This window comes from Bradyrhizobium sp. B120, assembly GCF_049075665.1.
Classification (GTDB): domain Bacteria; phylum Pseudomonadota; class Alphaproteobacteria; order Rhizobiales; family Xanthobacteraceae; genus Bradyrhizobium.
Window position 1 is genome coordinate 204238 of the sequence record NZ_CP185242.1, and the last position, 19295, is coordinate 223532.

Below are 19295 nucleotides of genomic sequence, written 5' to 3' on the forward strand. Positions count from 1 at the left end.
GTTCCCATCGCGACGATGATTGCGCCAAGAATTGTTCTAATCTCGCGGTTCGCCGTCAGAATCAAGCTGTATACGCGCGACGCCACTCAACGAAGAATAATCGAAACGCGGAATCTTCCGCATCGATGTCGCCTCGCGCAGCAAGCTTCATCCCCTCTCTTAGATGCGTTCTAGTTGGCGTCACAGCGCCTGCTGCTTATGCCCCGGTGGTCGCGCTCGAACTCTGACGATGTTCGAGACGAAACCAAGAAGAATCCGGGGACCTTATGCTCGTCACTTCAAACGTTCCGTGCGCATTCCGACTCGTGTGCGCGTCTCTCCTTCTGAGCACGGTCCCTTCGCTCGCGCAGTCGCCGGAGCAAGCACCCGCAAGCGGTGCCGCGCCGCTTCCGCCGGTCGTCGTGGCCGCGCCACAGCATCGCGCTGCGCCGGTCCGGAGGCCGTCATCGTCACGGTCGGCGCGTTCGTCGGCATCGCATCAGGCGAGCAGGCGTGAGCACGCGTCGCCGCCCGCGGCCACGCCCACGGCCGGTGCGCAGCAGGCGGCGTTGCCCGTGCCCTATATCGGCGGCCAGGTCGCGCGCGGCGGGCAACTCGGCCTGCTCGGCAACAAGGATTATATGGACACGCCGTACAGCCTGACGAGCTACACGGAGAAGACGATCCGCGATCAGCAGGCAACCAGCGTTGCGGAAGTGCTGACGAATTCCGATCCGTCGGTGCGCGCTGCGATCGGCAGCAGCAACCGTTACGACGCGCTGACTATCCGCGGCTTCCGGGTCGAGAACAGCGAAATCGCGTTGAACGGGCTTTACGGCCTCGTTCCGGCCTATCGCGTCAACCCGGCGCCCATCGAGCGCATTGAGCTGCTCAAGGGACCGGGTGCCTTCCTCAACGGCATGGCCCCGCAAGGCAGCATCGGCGGCACCGTCAATGTCGTGACCAAGCGGGCGGCGGAAGACCTCACGCGCCTGACCGCGGGCTACATCTCGGATGGACGGTTCGGAACGGAGCTCGACCTCGCACGCCGCTACGGCGAACAGAAGGAGTGGGGCGTTCGCTTCAACGGCGGGATCGACGGCGGCAACACCTCGATCGATCGGCAATCGACGCGCAACGGCGTCGGCTCGCTCGGCGTCGACTATCATGGCGAGCGCTTTCGCTGGTCGGCGGACATCATCTCCCAGGACGACTGGATGAAGGCCGCCCAGCGTGGCTACACGCCGGTGCCCGGCATTGCCATGCCGACGGCGCCAGATCCGCGCATCAATCTCGCGCAGCCGTTTGACCGTGCGCGGTCGCAGAGCCTGACCGGCTTGACCAGGGCCGAATACGATCTCAGCAACAGCGTCACCGTGTTCGGCGCGATCGGCGCCAACCAGTTCCGCTACGACAAGCAGGAAGACCCGGGCGCGACGATTCTCAACACCGCAGGCGATGCCCTGGGCACGTCCCGATTCCAGACCGGCAAGTCGGAGGGCGTCTCCGGCGAGGCCGGCGTCCGTGCGCGTTTCGACACGGGACCCGTCGGCCACGAGGTCGTCGTCAGCGGCAGCGCGCTCGACCGGACCGATTGGCTCGGCCAGACCAACTACGCGACCTACCTGACCAACATATATCGACCGACCTTGTTGGCGACCGCCGGCACCCCGGTATCGACCTTCCCGGAGGGCAAGTCGGGTTTCCTCGGGCTGCGCAGTGTCGGCGTTGCCGATACCATCACGACCATGGGGGGCATGTTGCAAGTGATCGTGGGCGCGCGCCAGCAGCAGGTGATCGCGAGCAGCTTCGATCCCGTCAGCGGCCTGGAGACCACGCACTACGACGCAAGCGCAACGTCGCCTTCGATCGCGCTGGTGGTGAGGCCAGTCAAGCAGCTCTCGCTTTATGCCAACTACATCGAAGGCCTGACGCCGGGGCCGACGCCGCCTTCCGGCGCGGTGAACACCAATGCGGTGTTCGCACCCTTCAAGACCCGGCAGGTCGAAGTGGGCACGAAGCTCGATCTCGGAGGCTTCGGCGCGAGCCTCTCGGCATTCCAGATCAGCCTGCCGAGCGGTGTGATTGATCCCATCACCAAGATCTACAGCCTCGATGGCCAACAAAGAAACCGCGGCGTTGAGCTCAACACCTTTGGCGAGGTCGCGCCCGGCGTCCGCGTCCTCGGCGGCGTGACCTGGCTCGATGCCCGGCTCACCCAGACGCAAGGCCATCTCTACGACGGCAATCGGGCGATCGGCGCGCCCGACCTGCAGGGCAATCTGGGCGTCGAGTGGGATACGCCCTTCGTGCCCGGCCTCACCGCGACGGCGCGTGCCATCTACACCAGCCGGGCCTATGTCAGCGCCGACAACGTCCAGAGCGTCCCCGCCTGGGCGACCTTCGACATCGGTGCGCGCTACGCGACGACCCTCGCGGGGCGCCCGACCACGTTCAGGGCGTCACTGACCAATCTGTTCGACAAGCACTACTGGATCGGCAATCCAACCGGCTACGTGATCAGCGGTATGCCGCGCACGCTGTGGCTTTCCATGACGGTCGATTTCTAGGATAGCGAAAGGCCATCGCGCGCCGCAGTCCGGTGCGCGGTGGCCACTCCGTTGTCGCGATCCGGCGATTGCCGCTCACACACCCTTGTCGTTCGGATTGGCGACAGCGTCCTTCAGCGGCGGCGTCATCGGGAAATTCAGGTTCACGTTCTTCGGCGGAATCGGCCGCGTGAACCATTTTGCGTAGAGCTCCTGGAATTCATTGCTCTTCATCATGGCGACCAGCGTCCGGTCGACCAGCGCCTTGAACTCCGGATCGCCCTTGCGGATGATCAGCCCGTAAGGCTCGGTGCGCAGGCTGTCGTCGATGATGCGCCAGTCCGCGGGATTGGTGCTGCCCGCGATCAGGCTGGCGAGCAAAATGTCGTCCATCACGAAGGCGTCGCTGCGGGAGGTGGTCAGCGCGAGGAACGATGCGGCATGGTCCGGGGTCAGGATGTTCTTGGTTTGAAAGTTCTTCGCCTGGGCGCGCGCGCTCAACAATCCGATCGAGGTCGAGCCCGACGTCAGCGAGACCGGCCTTCCGCCGAGATCCTCGAAGGTCTTGATCGGTGCATCCTTCTGCACCACCGCGCGGATGCTCGACACGAAGATCGTGGTGCTGAAGGCGACGACTTTCTGCCGCTCCAGCGTGTTGGTCGCGGGGCCACAGACAATGTCGATGGTGCCGTTCTCGATCAGCGGTATCTGGGTGGAGAGCTGGATCGGCTGCAGTTTGGTCTGCAGCGCCGGCAGCTTGAGCTCGCCCTTCACCGCATCGACGATCCTCGCGCAGAGGTCCATCGCGAAGCCGACCGGCTTCTGATTGTCGTCGAGATAGGAGAACGGGACCGAGACGTCGCGGTGCCCGAGCCGGATCTCGCCGGTGTCGCGGATCTTGGCCAGCGTGCCGCCGGGCGATTGGGCCTGCGCCGGGGCCGCTACTGTCGTCGCAAGAAAGACTAGGTAGATCAATCGCTTGAATGCTTTATTCATCAGGTGCTCGCGGACGCCGGCAGAATTGGATACGATAGGTCAAGATTTTATACACAGGATTGCATAATCGACAATCTGATTTTATACAATCATGTCCAAGTCGGATACCATGGCTTGGCGCCAGCGAGAGAGAAACCGGATGGAACCTGCAGCCGCCGCAACCCATCGAGGGGCCGGACCTCACGGTTCCGCGCCTGACGCCGTGCGTGAGGCGCTACGGGCCGCGATCAGCGCGGGCGAGCTCGCGCCCGGACTGCAGCTCCGCCAGGACGAGCTCGCTGCGCGGTTTGGCACCAGCCGCATCCCGGTGCGCGAGGCGTTGCGCCAGCTCGAGGCCGAAGGCTTTGTCACGTTCCTGCCCAACCGCGGGGCGGTGGTTTCGGATCTCTCGATCGACGAGGTGATCGAGCTGCTCGAGATCCGCATCGCGCTCGAATGCCATGCCTTGCGATTGGCGATCCCCGCCATGGGCGAGATCGATCTCGAGGCGGCGACGAAAATCCTTCGTGCCTACGACGCCGAGCCTGATCCGGCGCAATGGGGCGCCTTCAACTGGAAATTCCATGCCACGCTCTATGCGCCGTGCAACCGACCGCGCCTGCTCGGCATGATCGAGGCGAATTACGGCCACGTCGGCCGCTTCACGCGGGCGCTGGTGTCGCAGGCGACCGGCAAGGAGCGTCCGCAGCGCGAGCACTACCGGCTGCTCGAATTCTGCCGCGACGGCGAGGTCAAGAAGGCCGTCCGCTTGCTGCGCGATCACATCGAGGAGACGCAGAAGACGCTGCGCTCGGCGCAGCGCCAGGCGGTGCGTGATGCGAGCCCCGAACGTCCCGCGTGATTGCCATGAGACAGATTGAATTATCGCAGGCCACGTTGCGGGCCGCAGGAGAATATGCGTGAAGACCAATGACGTCGAAATCCTGGTGATCGGTGCCGGCATCGTCGGTATCGCCACGGCCTATTACCTTGCCATCCAGCACAAGCGCTCGCGCCTGTTGATCGTCGACGAAGGCCAGCCGATGGCATTGACCTCGGCGCAATCGGGCGAGAACTACCGCAACTGGTGGCCGCATCCGACGATGGCCGATTTCACCGATCATTCCACCGACCTGATGGAGGAGATCGCACGCCGCAGCGACAACCGCATCCACATGACGCGGCGCGGATATCTTCTGGTCACGCGCGAGGAGAAACCTGAGGAATTGCTCCAGCAGCTCTACGCCGGCTACGGCGCGCAAGCCGCGAAGCTGATCCGCCTGCATGAAGGATCGAGCCGCGGCTACGTGCCGCCGCATTCGGCGGACTGGCAGAGCGCGCCCGACGGCGTCGACGTTCTGCAGGGGCGCGATCTGATCCAAGCGCATTACCCGACCTTCGACAAGGAGGTCGCAACCGCTCTGCATATCCGCCGGGCCGGCGACATCAGCGGCCAGCAGCTCGGCCAGTACATGCTGGAGATCATGCGGCCACTGGGTGCGCAATTCCAGCAGGCGAAGGTGGTCGGTATTGCGAGGACTGATCGCTTCACCGTCGACGTGCTGGCCGATGGCGCGCGGCAGTCCATCAAGGCAGATATCATCGTCAACGCCGCGGGCCCGTTCGCCGCGGATGTCGCGGCGATGCACGGCGAAGCGCTTCCGATCGTCAATGTGCTGCAGCAGAAGATCGCGTTCGCCGATCGCAACCGCGCGGTCGATCGCAAAATGCCGTTTGCGATCGATCTCGACGGCCAGACGCTGGCCTGGTCCGATGACGAGCGCGAGGCGCTTGCAGCGGCGCCGGAATTCGCGCGCCTGCTGGCGCCGATGCCGGGCAGCATCCACTGCCGGCCCGACGGCGGCGATCACGGCGAGTGGATCAAGCTCGGCTGGGCCTTCAATGCCGAGCAGACCACGGCGCCGGTGCGCGAGCCGGAGCTGAATCCCTATTTCCCCGAAGTCGTGCTGCGCGCGGCGAGCCGGCTGCAGCCACGGCTCGCGCAGTATCTCGGCGCGCTGCCGCGCGACCGCGTGCACTATGGCGGCTACTATCCGATGACGAGGGAGAACTGGCCGTTGATCGGGGCTGCGAAAACGCCGGGCGTGTTTCTCGCCACCGCGCTGTCGGGTTACGGCACGATGGGCGCCTGCGCCACCGGCGATCTCTGCGCCCGCGCCGTGGTCGGCGCGCCCGCACCCGAATTCGCCCGGAGCCTCTCGCTCGCGCGCCATGATGACAAGGCGCTGATGGAGCAGCTCGAGGCGACCGCAAGCCGGGGGCTGTTGTAGCTCAACCTCACCTTCGTAGCCCGGATGGAGCGAAGCGAAATCCGGGGCCCATGTCGCCGCCTGGCGATATTCCCGGATTGCGCTTCGCTTCATCCGGGCTACGCACTGTCATCGCCGCAGCACGGCAATGGTACGATTCGCAAACGTCAGCCGCTCCGCCATCACGGACACGAAATACGTCAGCAGCTTGTGGCTGAGCTCGGGGTCCTCGTCGCGGATCGCCGTGAACTGGTGGGTGTTCAGCACATAGAGCACACTCGCCGTCTCGGCCTGGATGGTCGCGCTGCGCGGGGTGTGCGCGACGAGGCCCATCTCGCCGATCGTGGTGTAGCGGCCGAGGCTGCGCACCCGCGTAGAGCGGCCGTCGTCGGCGGGCACCATGATGCCGACGCGGCCGTCGAGGATGAAGTGCATGGAATCGGCAGCGTCGCCGGCGTGCACGATGACCTCGCCGGCGTCGACCTCGATGCGCTGGCAGCGCCGGATCAGGGCGTCGGCGTCGCCCTCGCTGTCGAGCAGTCCCGTGAACCAGCCGCGCAGGTCGGCCTCTTCCTGCGCAAGCTCCTGGTGCTGCGCGATGATCTGGTTCTCGCACCATTCCTGTGCATGGTCGAGCTCGTCGATCACGGTGACGCCTTCGGTGATGAAGTCGCTGGCGCGCAGCACCTGCTCGGCCTTGGCGGACAGGTGCACCAGCACCAGCTCGACGCCGACCTCGTGCGCGCTGCGCTTGATCTGCGCAAAGCTGTAGACCGCCGATGAATCGACGCCGGTGACGAGCTTGAAGTCGAACAGCAAATAGCGGCACTCCGGGTGCTCGCGCAGCAGCGCCTTGACGTGCTGGTAGAGCCGGTTGGCGGAGCCGAAGAACAGATAGCTCTGCAGCGTCAGCCCCTGGATCTTGCCGCCGTGCGCTTGCAGCACATCCCGGTCGTCGCGCGAGCGGTCCAGCGAGCTGCGGTATTCCGAGCCGTCAAAGCCGTATTTGATCGCCTCGACCCGCGCCGCGCTGAGCGCAAAGGTCGCGCAGCCGATGATGATGCCGATCAGGATGCCGGGCACGAAGCCCCAGGCCACGATGATGACGATGATCGCGAGCAGCGACAGATACTCGGTTTGCGACAGCCGCTTGCGCGATTCGATCATCCATTTGTGCAGCTGGTCGGCGCCGAGATAGATCAGGAGGCCGCCGAGCACGAATTTCGGCATGTAGCCGAGCAGCTGCGGCGCCACCGCCAGCATCAGCAGCGAGATCGCAGCGACGGTGAGCCCCGACAGCCGGCCGCGCCCGCCACTGGAGAAATTCAGGATCGAGCGGCTGACCGAAACGCAGCCGGCATAGCCGGCCAGCGCGCCGGTCAGGATGTTGGCGAAGCCGGTGATGTTGAGCTCGCGCTCGAGGTTGGCTTCGCGATGCACTGCGACCTCGATACCGGTGGTGTTGAACAGCGTGCTCGCCGCCGTGACAAAGACGACGGCGACCATGTTACCGAGCAGGTCCGGCACCGCCGACCATGGATATTGCGCAAGCTCGGCCGCGTGCCACGGCAGCATGAAGGTCGATGCCGGCGGCGGCTGGAAGGTCCAGCCGGTCAAATGAGCTTCCTCCGGCGTAATGCCGATGATCCAGAACGTGAGATGCGCCACGATTACGCCGAAGACCAGGATGATCGGCAAGCCAAACGGGGTGCGCGAGCGATGCCAGGTCAGATACAGCACCAGCGCCATCGCGCAGGCGGCGCTGAGCTCGGAAATCGTGATGATATTCGTGAAGTGGAAGAGCGTGTTGAGCTGCACGGGGTAACCGGTGATCACCCTGATTGCACCCAGCACGATCAAGAGGCCGGTCGCGCCGAGGAATCCGCCGACCACGGGATAGGGCACGTAGCGGATGGCGCGGCCGAGCCGCGTCAGCCCGAGGCAGCACAGCACGATGCCGGTGACGATGGTGGAGAGCCCCAGCGTGATCAGCACCGGCGTCAGCAGCGGCGCCGTCGGGTCGGCCGCACCGATGCGCTCGACCAGCGAGGCCATCAGGATCCCCGTTACCGCCGCGGTCGAGCTGTCAGGGCCGGCGACCGCGAAGGGCAACGAGCTGCCGAATGCGATGAAGGTCGCGAGCACTGCGGAGGAGATGAACGTCGCCGCGACGCCATATGACAGATAGGGCGACAATGGCCCGGCGAAGATCAGCAGCGCGTAGGACAGGCCGAACGTGATGCCGAGCACGCTGGCCGCGCCGCCGCCGATAACGTCGTGCATAGCCCGCCGCGCCCGCGAGCCGAAATAAAGCGATCGACTAATCACGTTAAAAAATGTCCTGAAACTTTCGCCGTCAGTCGTAGACGAGCCCGGCGCAGGACGACAACAGGATTTTTGTGACAACCATTTCTCAACGCGCGCAGTTTCGTCCCTCCCGGTTGCGGGGAGGGGCGGGTGCGGGTTCCCGGATCGGATGGATCGATGCGGTCCGATCGTCTAGCCGAGGCTGTCCATGAAGGCGCGCAGCCGCGGCGCCCATTTGTGCGCGTCGCGGCCCGATGCCGAGTGGCCGTAGTCGCTGTCGAGCAGAAAATAATCGGCGTCGACGCCGGCGGCCTTCAGTGCCGGCATCACCTGCGGCGCAAGTTCCGGCGGGAACAGCTTGTCGGTCCGCGACAGGACATAGAGCACCTTGGCCCTGATCCGTCCGAACTGCGCCGTGACGTCGAAGCCGCGCAGCGCCTTGGCCAGAGTCAGCAGCGAATTGGCGTCGAACCCCCTGGCCCACTCCGCCGCCTCGGCGCGGATCGCGGCCTCGATGTCAGCGGGATCGGTCAGCGTATCGCGCAGCCGCGTCTCGATGCCGTAGCTCTTCAGCGTCGCGGTGCGGATCTGGATCATGCTTTCGAGCACGCCGCCGTGATCGTAATAGCCGCCGCCGTTCCAGTTCGGATCCTGCGACAGCGCCGCCATCAGGCGCGCGACATTGCCCTCGGCGCGCTCGCGCGGCACCAGCGGCGCGGTGACGACAGCGGCGATGCCGCGCATGGCGTCGGGATAGTTCACCGCCCATTGCAGCGCCTGGAAGCCGCCATAGGACGGACCGACGATCGCAACGAGCTTGTCGATGCCGAGTTCATCGAGCAGTGCACGCTGGGTGGCGACGATGTCGCTGACGGTGATATCAGGGAAGCGCGGCCCGTAATGCCGGCCGGTCCTTGGGTCGATGCTCGCGGCGTTGGTCGAGCCGTAGGACGAGCCCAGCATGTTCGGACAGATCGCGAAGTAGCGGTTAGTGTCGACAGCCTTGCCGGGGCCGACGATCTCGTTCCAGCTGCCTTCGCCGGTCGATCCGCCGGGATCGATCATTTGCGGCCCGCTGGTGTTGCCGTGGGTGATCAGCACGACATTGTCGCGGTTGGGCGCCAGCGTGCCGACGGTGCGGTACGCGATGGTGACTTCGCCCAGCACGCTGCCGTTTGCCAGGCGGAAATCGGACGTGGTGAATGTCTTCAGCTCGGTTGCGATCGATTGTGCGGGCATCGTTTTGCTTTCGGAATGGTGCGACAGCTCAGCACGTCGGCAGCAGGAACGCAAAGGCCCGCGTAGTGGGACTAGCCATTCCCGCCCTCATTGCCGAACGCGCCGTGGCGGCCGATACCCGAGGCGAAGCGCGCCGCGCCGGATAGCGTCTCGCCTGAAGCGATCACCTCGAGCCCGCCGCGCATCTCGTTCCGGATCGCCTCTTCCTCGTCGAGGTCCCATTGCCGCAGCGCCGACAGCCGGTCGGCGCGCATGCAGGTCTGCGGGAATTTCGCGATGTCCTTGGCGAGCGCGATGGCGTGCGTGCGCGTCTCGCTCTTCGGCACCAAGCGGTTCGCGAGCCCCATGCGAAGCGCCTCGGGCCCTGCGACCGGGCGTCCGGTGAGGATCAGATCGATCGCCTGCGAATGGCCGATCAGCCGCGGCAGGCGGATGGTGCCGAGGTCGATCAGCGGCACGCCGAAACGGCGGCAGAACACGCCGAAGGTGGCGTCCTCGGCGACGACGCGCATGTCGGCCCACAGCGCAAGCTCCATGCCGCCGGCGACCGCAAAGCCCTCGATCGCGGCGATCACCGGTTTCGAGAGCCGCAGCCGGCTTGGTCCCATCGGCGCGATCGTGTTGTGGCCGCCGACCTCGCGCTTCTTCTCGGGATCGCCTGATGCCACCGCCTTCAGGTCGGCGCCGGCGCAGAAATATCCGCCGGTCCCGGTGAACACCGCGACCGATGCGCTGGCATCGGCATCGAAGGCAAGGAATGCGTCATACAGTTTGCGTGCGGTGGCGCCATCGACGGCGTTGCGGTTGTGCGGGCGGTTGATGGAGATGATGGTGACGGGACCATCGCGCTCGACGAGCACGGTATCGGCATCGGACATGGGTCGCTCCCTGGGCTTGTTGGTTGGAGCCAACGTAACGTTGCCCGTCAGGCAATGCCATCACGAACGAAGGCGACGCGGATGGTCGGGTCCCCGATCGCCTCATGCGCATCCTCGAAACGAACGCGGCGGGTGATGACATGCTCCGGGTGGTAATGGCCCGCCGCCACATGCGCGACGCAGTCGGGCAGCTCGGCGCGAACATTGACGCGGCTGACCTTCAACGTGATCCCGACGCCGTACATATGCCGCAGCGGCACCGGCGTGGTCTCGGCGAAGTCGCCATACATGCGCTGGCAGATGCCGTTGGGTTCCGTCGCGCGGAATGCCAGCAGGATGCTGGCGTCGGTCGCGGCTGCATCGATCACGATCGGAAACAGGCCGGGCGGCTCCATCGAAAGGCCGCTAGGGGCTTCGATCACGTCGGCACCGAGCGACTTCGCCTTGGCGAGGCGCGGCGCGTGGTCGTCGAGATAGACGACGCGTCCCGCGCCACACGCTACCGCCGCCTGCACCGCGAACAGCGCGAGCGACTGCGCGAAGCCACCGATCACGAGCACGTCGGCGCCGGGCCGTTGCGCGAGCCAGCGCGCCACCGCGCTGAACCCGTCGGTCGCGCCGTCGGCAAGCCCCGCGGTATGCGACAGGGCATGGCCGTTCGGCTGGCGGACCAGCATGTGATCGGCAAACGGCACGCGGATGAGGTCGGACAGGCCGCCGCCATATTCGACTCCGCAGACCGGCTTCAATCCGTAGGACGAGCGAAACGGCACCGCCGTGCAGGCATTGGTGTGGCCACGCCGGCAGCGGTCGCACGTGCCGCAACTGATCTGGAACGGAACGATGACGAGATCGCCGGGCGCAAAATTCTTCACGGCGCCGCCGATCTCGACGATGCGGCCCGCGGTCTCATGTCCGAGCGCGAACGGACCTGCGAGGCCCGATCGGCCGTGCACGATCGCAAGGTCGAGATCGCAGCGCGTCACCGCGAGCGGCTGCACCAGCGCGTCGCGGTCATCCTGGAGCCTCGGCGGGGGAACGTCCCACCATTCGACATTTTTGCCGCCGATATAGGTCAGTTGCCGCATCGTGAGCTCTCCGTTTGGGCGGAGAGTGCAGGGAGGCTGACACGACGACAAAAGGTTTGTCTTCAACAGAGGTGAATGGGATTCACCTGGCCTCTCTCCCCGTCATCCTGAGGAGCGCGTAGCGCGTCTCGAAGGATGCACGGCCACCAGCCGGGCCGTCGACCCTTCGAGACGGCCGCGTTGCGGCCTCGTCAGGGTGATGGTGATACAGCGAACGCGCCGACGATGCCGCTAGACCTTCAGCTCGGTCCCCGTCACGCGGCGGTACGCCTCGAGGTACCGCTTGCTGGTCGCATCCACGACGCTCGCCGGCAGCGGCGGGGGCGGGGCGTCGCCGTTCCAGCGGCCAGCGTGGCGCTCGACGTCGAGATAGTCGCGCAGCGGCTGCTTGTCGAAGCTCGGCTGCGGCTGGCCGGGCTTGTAGGCATCGACCGCCCAGAACCGCGACGAATCCGGCGTCATCACCTCGTCGATCAGGATGATGCGGCCGTCTTTATCGCGGCCGAATTCGAACTTGGTGTCGGCGATGATGATGCCGCGGGCGCGGCTGGTCTGTTCGCCGTAAGCGTAGACATCGCGCGCCAGCTTCTCGAGTGTCGCGGCAACGTCCGCGCCCAGGATCTCGCGCACCCGTGCCACCGTGATGTTCTCGTCATGGCCGGCCTCGGCCTTGGTCGCCGGGCTGAAGATCGCGGGCTCGAGCTTCTGGCTTTCGACCAGGCCCGCCGCCAGCTTCTCGCCGGCGAGGGTGCCCTCGGCCGCGTATTCTTTCCAGGCCGAGCCGGAGATGTAGCCGCGGATCACGCATTCGATCGGGAAAACGGTGGTGCGCATGCACAGCATCGCGCGCCCGAGGATGTCGGCGTGATGATCCTTCAATGCAGGCACCGCGCGGATGATCTCGTCGGCATCGGCGCTGATCATGTGATGCGGCACGGTGCCTTCGAGCTGCCGGAACCACCAGGCGCTGATCTGGGTCAGCACCGCGCCCTTCATCGGAATGGTTTCCGCCATCACCACGTCGAATGCCGAGATGCGGTCGGTGGTGAGCAGCAGCACGCGATCGTCGCCGACTGCGTAGATATCGCGCACCTTGCCGCGGCCGATCCGGGGCAGGGGCAAATCGCTGGAGAGCATCGCGGTCATGGCGTGGTCTTTCCGGGCTCGTTTCTCGAAGACGCGGTGTTCAAAGACGTGCGCCCGCACGAGGCGGGCGGGCGCCGAAGACTAACACAGGAAATAGCTCACTCCGGCAGTGGAATGAACTCGTGTTCGTGCGGAACCTGCACGAAACGCCCGGTTTTCCAGTCCTGTTTGGCCTGCTCGATCCGCTCTTTCGACGAGGAGACGAAATTCCACCAGATGTGGCGCGGCCCTTCCAGCGCATCGCCGCCCAAAAACATCATGCGGGTCGGCCGCAGCGTCTTCACGGTGATGCGGTCGCCGGGCCGGAAGATCAGCAGCCGCGGTCCCTCGTGGCGGTCGCCCGCGATCTCGACCTCGCCGTCGACGAGATAGATCGCGCGCTCCTCGTGATCAGGGTCGAGCGGCACCGAGGTGCGGGCCTGCGCGGTCACTTCCGTGTAGAACCACGGCGAGACCATGCTGACCGGTGAGCTGATGCCGAACGCCGAGCCGGCGATGACGCGCGCGGTGAAATCGCGCTCCGAGATCATCGGCAGGTCGCCCGCGCCGTAATGCTGGAACGACGGCGCGATCTCTTCCTTGCCGGCGGGCAGCGCGATCCAGCTCTGCAGACCGAGCATCTTCTGGCCGTCGCGGCGCTGCACGTCGGGGGTGCGCTCGGAATGCGCGATGCCGCGCCCCGCGGTCATCAGGTTCATGGCGCCGGGCTGGATCTCCTGGATGTTGCCCTCGCTGTCGCGGTGCATGATGCTGCCGTCGAACAGATAGGTGACGGTGGCGAGCCCGATATGCGGATGCGGCCGCACATCCATGCCCTTACCGGCGAGGTATTGCACCGGACCGAAATGGTCGAAGAAGATGAAGGGCCCGACCATCTGCCGCTTGCCATGCGGCAGCGCGCGGCGCACCGCGAAGCCGTCACCGAGATCGCGGGTGCGCGGCACGATGATCAGATCCAGCGCGTCGCAGGTCTTGGGATCGCCGAGTTCGGGATCGGTCGAGGGCTGCCAGCTCATGTCGGACTCCTTGCAGTTTTGCCGGATCATACTCTTTCGCCGCGATCATACTCTATCCGTCGTCCCGGCCAAGCGAAGCGCGAGCCGGGACCCATAACCACAAATGTCAATTGTTGCGCTCGCTGGGGCCACGGCTTGCTTCAACAACGCAACCCTGTGGTTGTGGGTCCCTGCTTTCGCAGGGACGACGAAAATGTGGCTCTGGCGTGCGCTCGACAACGGCAGCATAATTCCGGAAACTGGAGCATGTGATGGTTTCTCTGATCAAGCCGGGCGCAAAGCTGTTGCAGATCGATGGTCCGGTGATCGAGACAGCGCGTCTCATCCTGCGGCCATGGCGCGCGTCCGACATCGCTGACAACACGAAAATGCTGTCCGATCCCGAGACGGCGCGCTTCATCACGCCGGATCATCAGCCGGTCATGTCGGAGCTGAAGGGCTGGCGCAACGCCGCGGTCATCTCCGGCCATTGGGCGCTGCATGGCTTCGGCATGTTCGCGGTCGAGGAGAAATCGTCCACCCGCTACATCGGCCGCGTCGGGCCGTATTATCCGCCTGAATGGCCGGGCTTCGAGGTCGGCTGGGGCATCGCCAGGGAGTATCGCGGCAAGGGCTACGCGGTGGAGGCGGCGCGTGCCGCGATCGACTTTGTGTTCGCCAACTTCACCGTCGACCGCATCATCCATTGCATCGATCCCGCCAACGTGGCCTCGCAGGCCGTGGCGCGGCGGCTCGGTGCTGTCAATGAGGGCCCGGGCAAGCTCGAGGGCGATGTCGTCGATATCTGGGTCACGCAGCGCAGCCGCTGGCCGCGCGATGGTTCTTGAAAAAGCCGGCGTGACGGCCGATGTTCGAGCCGTTGCCGTTTCGAGCCCGAAGCAAGCCGACCGATGACCTTTGCCGCGACCGAACTGTGCCTGCGCGCCGCCACCGTGACGCTGCTGCTGGTGCTTGCGGCCTCGATGTTCGCGGATTTCCGCACGGTGCTGGCCGGGCGCCTTGCGGCCGCCTTCGCGCTCGGCTCGGCCGCGCATGCGGTGACCGCGTCGATGGGTGCCGGGCCGCCGGTCTCGGACTGGCATGCGCCACTGATCGCGCTCTCGACCGGCGCCATCGTGGTGTTCTGGTTGTTCACGCGCGCGCTGTTCGATGACGCGTTTGTGCTGCGCTGGTGGCACGGCCTGATCTGGGCCGCGGTCGTGGCCTACAGCTTCGTCAGTTGCATGTGGATTGCACCCGCCGGTCACGCGCGGATCGCGATCACCATGGTCAATTCGCTCTCGCTCGTCTTCATTGTGCTTGCGGTGGCGCAAACCATCGGATCGTGGTCGTCGGATCTGGTCGAGCGCCGCCGCCGTGTCCGCGTCTTCATCGTCGCCGCATCCGCGCTGTACGGCGGCATGAACGCGCTGCTCCAGATTGCTTATGCCGGCAGCCGCGTGACCGTGGAATGGGCCAATTTGCTGAACGCGGCCGTGCTCACCGTCATCGTGGCCGCGATCACCTGGGCGATGATGCGCGTCGACGGCGCCGACCTGTTCGCGGCGCCGGCGGAGGCCGTCGTGCTGACGAAGCCGGCCGCGGTCGAGGAGGCCGCGGACCAGAGACTGGTCGATGCCCTGATGCGGCTGATGGCGGACGAGCGCATCTATCGCCACGACAACGTCACGATAGGCACGCTGGCAACCCGGCTGAAGATCCCCGAATATCGCCTTCGGCGGCTGATCAACCAGCGGCTCGGCTACCGCAATTTCAACGTCTTCCTCAACAACCACCGGATCGAGGAGGCCAAGGCCGCGCTCGCCGATCCCGCGCAGGTCGAGGTCCCCGTCATCACCATCGCGATGGACGCCGGCTTCCAGTCGCTCGGCCCCTTCAACCGTGCCTTCAAGGCGACGACCGGTGTGACGCCGACGGAGTATCGGAAGCTGAAGGCGAGCGCGGCGTAAAGGACCGTTGATGTGAGGGACGCACCGGCGGCTGGGTTCCCTCCCCCCTTGCGGGGGAGGGTTAGGGAGAGGGGTACCACTCGGGTGGTCTCTCAATCTGGAGTTTCGATGTGGCGCTGCGAGTTGTGACGACGGTGCTTGCATCGACCGTCTCGCCCGGGGCTCACCCCTCTCCCCGACCCTCCCCCGCAAGGGGGGAGGGAGCCCAACTAGCGTGCTCGCCTGACAAGGCACACAGGTTACGATCCTAGCTGTTATAATCACAGCACATTTCCAGAATCGGCGAGCCTCGCGCACTCCCCGGCTAGCCCGATTTCCAAATCCGGCGAGCGCGTCCCCGCCCGTTCCGGCCTGATCCCGGCCACGCACTCAATGCGCCATGCCGGAGGATCCCGTGACCCGTCGAAAGTTCGCCTTCATTCTCGTAGCCACCACCGCGTTCGGTGCGCTGGCGCTGTCTGCCGCCCGGGCCCGCGATGTGCCCAAGGTCGCGACCGGCTTTGTCGCCAACGTCGTCTGCTCGGAGACCTTCGTCAGCGGGCTCGACCCGAAGCGAAACCTGGCCGAGACCACGGACGCGATGCCGGGAGCCGGCCTGATCACCTGGGCGATGGACACCGAGGTCGACCTTGATCGGAAAGACGTCACCGTGACGCTGTTCGGGCTTGGCCGCAGCCACGCGGTCTATCGCGAGGGGTTCGGCTGCACGCTCGACCACGGCGCGGTGCTCGCCGATGGCCCGCTGCCGCCCTCGAAGCCGCAAGCCGCATCGCTGCCCGAGATCGCAGGCCCTGCGCTCGTCGCACCACAAAGCCCGCAGCTTGGGGCCGCGCTCGACCGCGCCTTTGCCGAGCCGGCGGAGCCGCCGTTCCGTCACACCCGCGCTGTCGTCGTGATGAAGGACGGTCGCATCGTCGCCGAGCGCTACGCAGACGGCATCGGCATCGAGACGCCGCTACTCGGCTTCTCCGCGACCAAATCGGTGATCTCGGCCCTGATCGGTGTTCTGGTGCGTGACGGCAAGCTTGCGGTCGACCGGCCGGTGCCGATCGCCGCCTGGCAGGATCCGAAGGATCCGCGCCATGCGATCACGGTCGACGAGCTGCTGCGCCACACCGCAGGCCTCGCGCTCGGCAGCTCGCTGCAGGCCTCGCTTGCCTCCGCGCTCGAGCCGGTCAACCGGATGAAGTTCATGGAGCCGGACATGGCCGCGTATGCCGAGAGCATTCCGCTCGAGACCGCGCCGGGTGAGGCGTGGAATTATCACGACGGCAATTTCATCATCCTCTCGCATCTGATCCGCAACGCGGCCGGCGGCCACGCCGCCGACGTGATGCGCTTTGCACGCCGCGAATTGTTCGATCCGCTCGGCATGCACAACGTGGTCATGCAGTTCGATGTTGCGGGCGCGCCTGAAGGATCGGGCGCGATGATGGCGAGCGCACGCGATTGGGCGCGTCTCGGCCAGCTCTACCTCAATGACGGGATGGCCGGCGACAAACGCATCCTGCCGGAGGGCTGGGTCAAGTATTCCGCATCGCCGACACCGAACGGCTGGGTCGGCATCGGCGCGGGCTTCTGGACCAATCTCGGCGACAGCTTTGGCGCCAACTACCGTGTCAAGCACGGCTGGCCGCGCGACGCCTTCTTCGCCAAGGGCACGATCGGGCAATATGTCGTGATCGTGCCGTCACAGCACCTCGTCATCGTCCGGCTCGGCCGCTCGCCGAACATGCCGCTCGAGGCGGACGGCGTGTTCGATCTGGTCCGTGACGTGGTGACGGCAACCTCGACAAGCGCACGGCTCGCGGGCGGCAATTGACGGAGGCGTCACACAGCGCCCGCGCGATCGTGAATTGAATCTCGGCCTCCGGAATTTTCTGATGCCGTGGCGCATCTCGCAGGAGATGCGCCACAGTTTCTTGAAACATGCCTCAGCCGGAGAGCATCATGCCGAAAGCCTATTGGATCGTGCACGTCACGGTGCACGATGAAGCCCGTTATCCCGAGTACCTCGCCGCCGCGATGCCGGTATTCGCCAGATACGGCGCCAATTTCATCGTGCGCAACGGCCCGTATGAGGTGATGGAGGGCGCGACGCGCCAGCGCAACTTCGTCATCGAGTTCAGGGATCGCGCCACCGCGCTGGAATGCTACACCTGCCCCGACTATCAGGCCGCGAAAGCAATCCGGCAGAGATACTCGGACGGGGATTTTGTGATCATCGATGGAGCGGAGTAGGTCTCCGTCATTCCGGGGCGTGCGAAGGATGAGCCCGGAATGACGAGGGGGCGGAACGCGCCTGCCACCGATTTGCCCGACGACGCAAGCCCCGCAGCAATTGCGACTCATCCCCATCGTCGTCCTGGCGAAAGCCAGGACCCATTACCCCAAGTGAGAATTGTTGCGCGAAGCTGGGGCCGCAGCTCACTCTCACAACGCAACCCTGTGGCTATGGGTCCCTGCTTTCGCAGGGACGACGGCTGTGGATGCGGCGTGCAGCCTGCGCCTCGACGACGGTCGCCCTTACTGCCTTCCCAGCTGCGTCGCCTTCTCCACGCGGTCGAACCGCTCCAGCGTCAGGATCGCGTCGGCGAGCTGGTCGGCGCGCTTGTCGAGCACCGGGCGGGCCAGCGTCAAAAACTTCTGCTGCATCGCCTGCGCATCGGGGAACGAGGTCGGCTCGCCGGAGGGATCGGCATAGAGCCGCTCATGGGTGCCGTCATCGGTGGTGATCGAGACGCGGGCGCCGAACGGATGGGTGCGTCCGACCTCGAGGCGATCGTCCTGCACCACGTCGAACTTGTCGGCGAGCGCGTCGATCGCCGCATCGCCGAGCCGGTTGTAATCGTCCCAGCCGAAATGGCCCTGGTCGAGCGCGATCGCGCCGGTGAAGAACATCGAGAACTGGCCGCCGACCACCGAGGTCGGGTGACGCTTGGTGGCGGCGTCGCCGGTCAGCGTGATGCCGTTGCGGTGCAGGCCGATCTCGACCTTCCTGATCTGGTCCGGCGTCAGATTGTGCTCGCGCCGCATCGCGATCAGCGCGTCGATCGCGGCATGGGTATAGCGGCAGCTCGGATATGGCTTCACGCCGATCTTCAAGGTCTCGTAGGTGCTACCAAGTCCGGCCACCGCCTTGTCCGGATGCGCGTCATCGGTATAGCCGACCAAAAGGCCATGCTTGCCCTCGACCGACTCGCTCGAGCCGATGAAGTCGTTGCGCGCCAGGGTCGCTGCGATCACGCCGTTCATCGCGGCGGCGCCGACCTGGTAGCGCTTGTTCCAGGCGCCGTTGACCAGGAATTGCAGCGAGCCCGCGGCCTGGCTGCCGGAGACGCCGAACGCGGAGACGATCTGTTCCTTCGACAGCCCGAACAGTTTTGCCGCCGCCGCGGCCGCGCCATAGGTGCCGGCCGTCGCGGTCGGGTGGAAGCCCTTGGCATAATGCGAGGTCGGGTCGAGCGCGTTGCCGAGCCGGCAGCACACTTCATAACCGGCGACGATCGCGGTCAGCACGTCGCGGCCGGAGGCGCCGACCATCTCGCCGATCGCGAACGCGGCGGGCACCACGGGTGCGCTCGGATGCAGCGAGGAATCGGCGTGGGTGTCGTCGAAGTCGAGCGAATGGCCGAGTGCGCCGTTAAGCAGCGCCGCCACCGCCGGCGTCCAGGTCTTGGTGTCGCCGAACACCGTGGCCTCGCCCTTGCCGTCCAGCGCCAGCGCTTCCAGCATCTTCATCAGCGACGGGGTCGATTCCGCATCGCGGCGGGCGCGGATGGTGCTGCCCAGGAAATCCAGCGTCAAAACCTTGGCGCGCTCCAGCACCTCCGGCGGAATGTCGGAATATTTCAGGTCGGCGACATAGGCGGCGAGCGTTGCGGTTTCGTGGGCCATCG

General features: G+C 65.7%; 15 protein-coding genes. 7 read left to right on the plus strand and 8 right to left on the minus strand.

Annotated elements, in window-relative coordinates; all coding sequences use genetic code 11:
- Positions 1-554 precede the first annotated feature (554 nt).
- Positions 555-2549, plus strand: a complete 1995-nt coding sequence (locus ACOIX3_RS00980) for a TonB-dependent receptor (protein ID WP_420971945.1) — start codon at positions 555-557, stop codon at positions 2547-2549.
- Between the two features lie 75 nt (positions 2550-2624).
- On the opposite strand, the gene ACOIX3_RS00985 is transcribed toward ACOIX3_RS00980, so the two are convergent.
- Complete coding sequence (locus ACOIX3_RS00985; protein ID WP_420967987.1) at positions 2625-3524, minus strand: amino acid ABC transporter substrate-binding protein; 900 nt, start codon at positions 3522-3524, stop codon at positions 2625-2627.
- A gap of 139 nt (positions 3525-3663) precedes the next feature.
- Here ACOIX3_RS00985 and ACOIX3_RS00990 point away from each other — a divergent pair, with 139 nt between their 5' ends.
- Together ACOIX3_RS00990 and ACOIX3_RS00995 are read left to right on the plus strand one after the other, a co-directional pair.
- Positions 3664-4365, plus strand: a complete 702-nt coding sequence (locus ACOIX3_RS00990) for a GntR family transcriptional regulator (RefSeq protein WP_420967988.1) — start codon at positions 3664-3666, stop codon at positions 4363-4365.
- Between the two features lie 58 nt (positions 4366-4423).
- Positions 4424-5794: an NAD(P)/FAD-dependent oxidoreductase gene (locus ACOIX3_RS00995; protein WP_420967989.1), complete on the plus strand. Its 1371-nt coding sequence runs from the start codon at positions 4424-4426 to the stop codon at positions 5792-5794.
- Positions 5795-5902: 108 nt separating this feature from the next.
- Here the strand turns inward: ACOIX3_RS00995 and ACOIX3_RS01000 are convergent, their stop codons facing one another.
- The 6 genes from ACOIX3_RS01000 to ACOIX3_RS01025 all read right to left on the minus strand — a co-directional run bounded on the left by ACOIX3_RS01000 (position 5903) and on the right by ACOIX3_RS01025 (position 13447).
- On the minus strand, positions 5903-8056 hold the full coding sequence (locus tag ACOIX3_RS01000; protein ID WP_420967990.1) for an SLC26A/SulP transporter family protein: 2154 nt from the start codon (positions 8054-8056) through the stop codon (positions 5903-5905).
- 216 nt (positions 8057-8272) lie between these two features.
- On the minus strand, positions 8273-9319 hold the full coding sequence (locus tag ACOIX3_RS01005) for an alpha/beta fold hydrolase (protein WP_420967991.1): 1047 nt from the start codon (positions 9317-9319) through the stop codon (positions 8273-8275).
- A gap of 71 nt (positions 9320-9390) precedes the next feature.
- Positions 9391-10197 (minus strand): crotonase/enoyl-CoA hydratase family protein, encoded by an 807-nt coding sequence (locus tag ACOIX3_RS01010; RefSeq protein WP_420967992.1) that lies wholly within the window; start codon positions 10195-10197, stop codon positions 9391-9393.
- Positions 10198-10244: 47 nt separating this feature from the next.
- The gene (locus tag ACOIX3_RS01015) at positions 10245-11285 is read right to left on the minus strand and encodes a zinc-dependent alcohol dehydrogenase (protein WP_420967993.1); all 1041 of its coding nucleotides are present in this window, start codon (positions 11283-11285) and stop codon (positions 10245-10247) included.
- Between the two features lie 231 nt (positions 11286-11516).
- The gene (locus tag ACOIX3_RS01020) at positions 11517-12431 is read right to left on the minus strand and encodes a phosphoribosylaminoimidazolesuccinocarboxamide synthase (RefSeq protein ID WP_420967994.1); all 915 of its coding nucleotides are present in this window, start codon (positions 12429-12431) and stop codon (positions 11517-11519) included.
- A 98-nt stretch (positions 12432-12529) separates the two neighbouring features.
- Positions 12530-13447, minus strand: a complete 918-nt coding sequence (locus tag ACOIX3_RS01025; protein WP_420967995.1) for a pirin family protein — start codon at positions 13445-13447, stop codon at positions 12530-12532.
- A gap of 251 nt (positions 13448-13698) precedes the next feature.
- Between ACOIX3_RS01025 and ACOIX3_RS01030 the strand changes: the two genes are divergently transcribed.
- From ACOIX3_RS01030 to ACOIX3_RS01045, 4 genes are all read left to right on the plus strand, one after another.
- A complete protein-coding gene (locus ACOIX3_RS01030; protein ID WP_420967996.1) occupies positions 13699-14274 on the plus strand; it encodes a GNAT family N-acetyltransferase in 576 nt (191 codons plus the stop codon).
- Between the two features lie 63 nt (positions 14275-14337).
- A complete protein-coding gene (locus ACOIX3_RS01035; RefSeq protein WP_420967997.1) occupies positions 14338-15396 on the plus strand; it encodes a helix-turn-helix domain-containing protein in 1059 nt (352 codons plus the stop codon).
- 394 nt (positions 15397-15790) lie between these two features.
- Positions 15791-17218, plus strand: coding sequence for a serine hydrolase domain-containing protein (locus ACOIX3_RS01040; protein WP_420967998.1), 1428 nt, complete (start codon positions 15791-15793; stop codon positions 17216-17218).
- Between the two features lie 128 nt (positions 17219-17346).
- A complete protein-coding gene (locus ACOIX3_RS01045; RefSeq protein WP_420967999.1) occupies positions 17347-17637 on the plus strand; it encodes a DUF1330 domain-containing protein in 291 nt (96 codons plus the stop codon).
- A 285-nt stretch (positions 17638-17922) separates the two neighbouring features.
- Here the strand turns inward: ACOIX3_RS01045 and ACOIX3_RS01050 are convergent, their stop codons facing one another.
- Positions 17923-19293, minus strand: coding sequence for an MmgE/PrpD family protein (locus tag ACOIX3_RS01050; RefSeq protein ID WP_420968000.1), 1371 nt, complete (start codon positions 19291-19293; stop codon positions 17923-17925).
- Between the last annotated feature and the right edge of the window lie 2 nt (positions 19294-19295).

Coding starts and splice junctions, on each gene's coding strand:
- ACOIX3_RS00985 (WP_420967987.1), bottom strand. CDS start 3,524: ATGAATAAAGCATTCAAGCGATTGATCTACCTAGTCTTTCTTGCGACG.
- ACOIX3_RS00990 (WP_420967988.1), top strand. CDS start 3,664: ATGGAACCTGCAGCCGCCGCAACCCATCGAGGGGCCGGACCTCACGGT.
- ACOIX3_RS01000 (WP_420967990.1), bottom strand. CDS start 8,056: ATGCACGACGTTATCGGCGGCGGCGCGGCCAGCGTGCTCGGCATCACG.
- ACOIX3_RS01005 (WP_420967991.1), bottom strand. CDS start 9,319: ATGCCCGCACAATCGATCGCAACCGAGCTGAAGACATTCACCACGTCC.
- ACOIX3_RS01010 (WP_420967992.1), bottom strand. CDS start 10,197: ATGTCCGATGCCGATACCGTGCTCGTCGAGCGCGATGGTCCCGTCACC.
- ACOIX3_RS01015 (WP_420967993.1), bottom strand. CDS start 11,285: ATGCGGCAACTGACCTATATCGGCGGCAAAAATGTCGAATGGTGGGAC.
- ACOIX3_RS01020 (WP_420967994.1), bottom strand. CDS start 12,431: ATGACCGCGATGCTCTCCAGCGATTTGCCCCTGCCCCGGATCGGCCGC.
- ACOIX3_RS01025 (WP_420967995.1), bottom strand. CDS start 13,447: ATGAGCTGGCAGCCCTCGACCGATCCCGAACTCGGCGATCCCAAGACC.
- ACOIX3_RS01030 (WP_420967996.1), top strand. CDS start 13,699: ATGGTTTCTCTGATCAAGCCGGGCGCAAAGCTGTTGCAGATCGATGGT.
- ACOIX3_RS01035 (WP_420967997.1), top strand. CDS start 14,338: ATGACCTTTGCCGCGACCGAACTGTGCCTGCGCGCCGCCACCGTGACG.
- ACOIX3_RS01045 (WP_420967999.1), top strand. CDS start 17,347: ATGCCGAAAGCCTATTGGATCGTGCACGTCACGGTGCACGATGAAGCC.
- ACOIX3_RS01050 (WP_420968000.1), bottom strand. CDS start 19,293: ATGGCCCACGAAACCGCAACGCTCGCCGCCTATGTCGCCGACCTGAAA.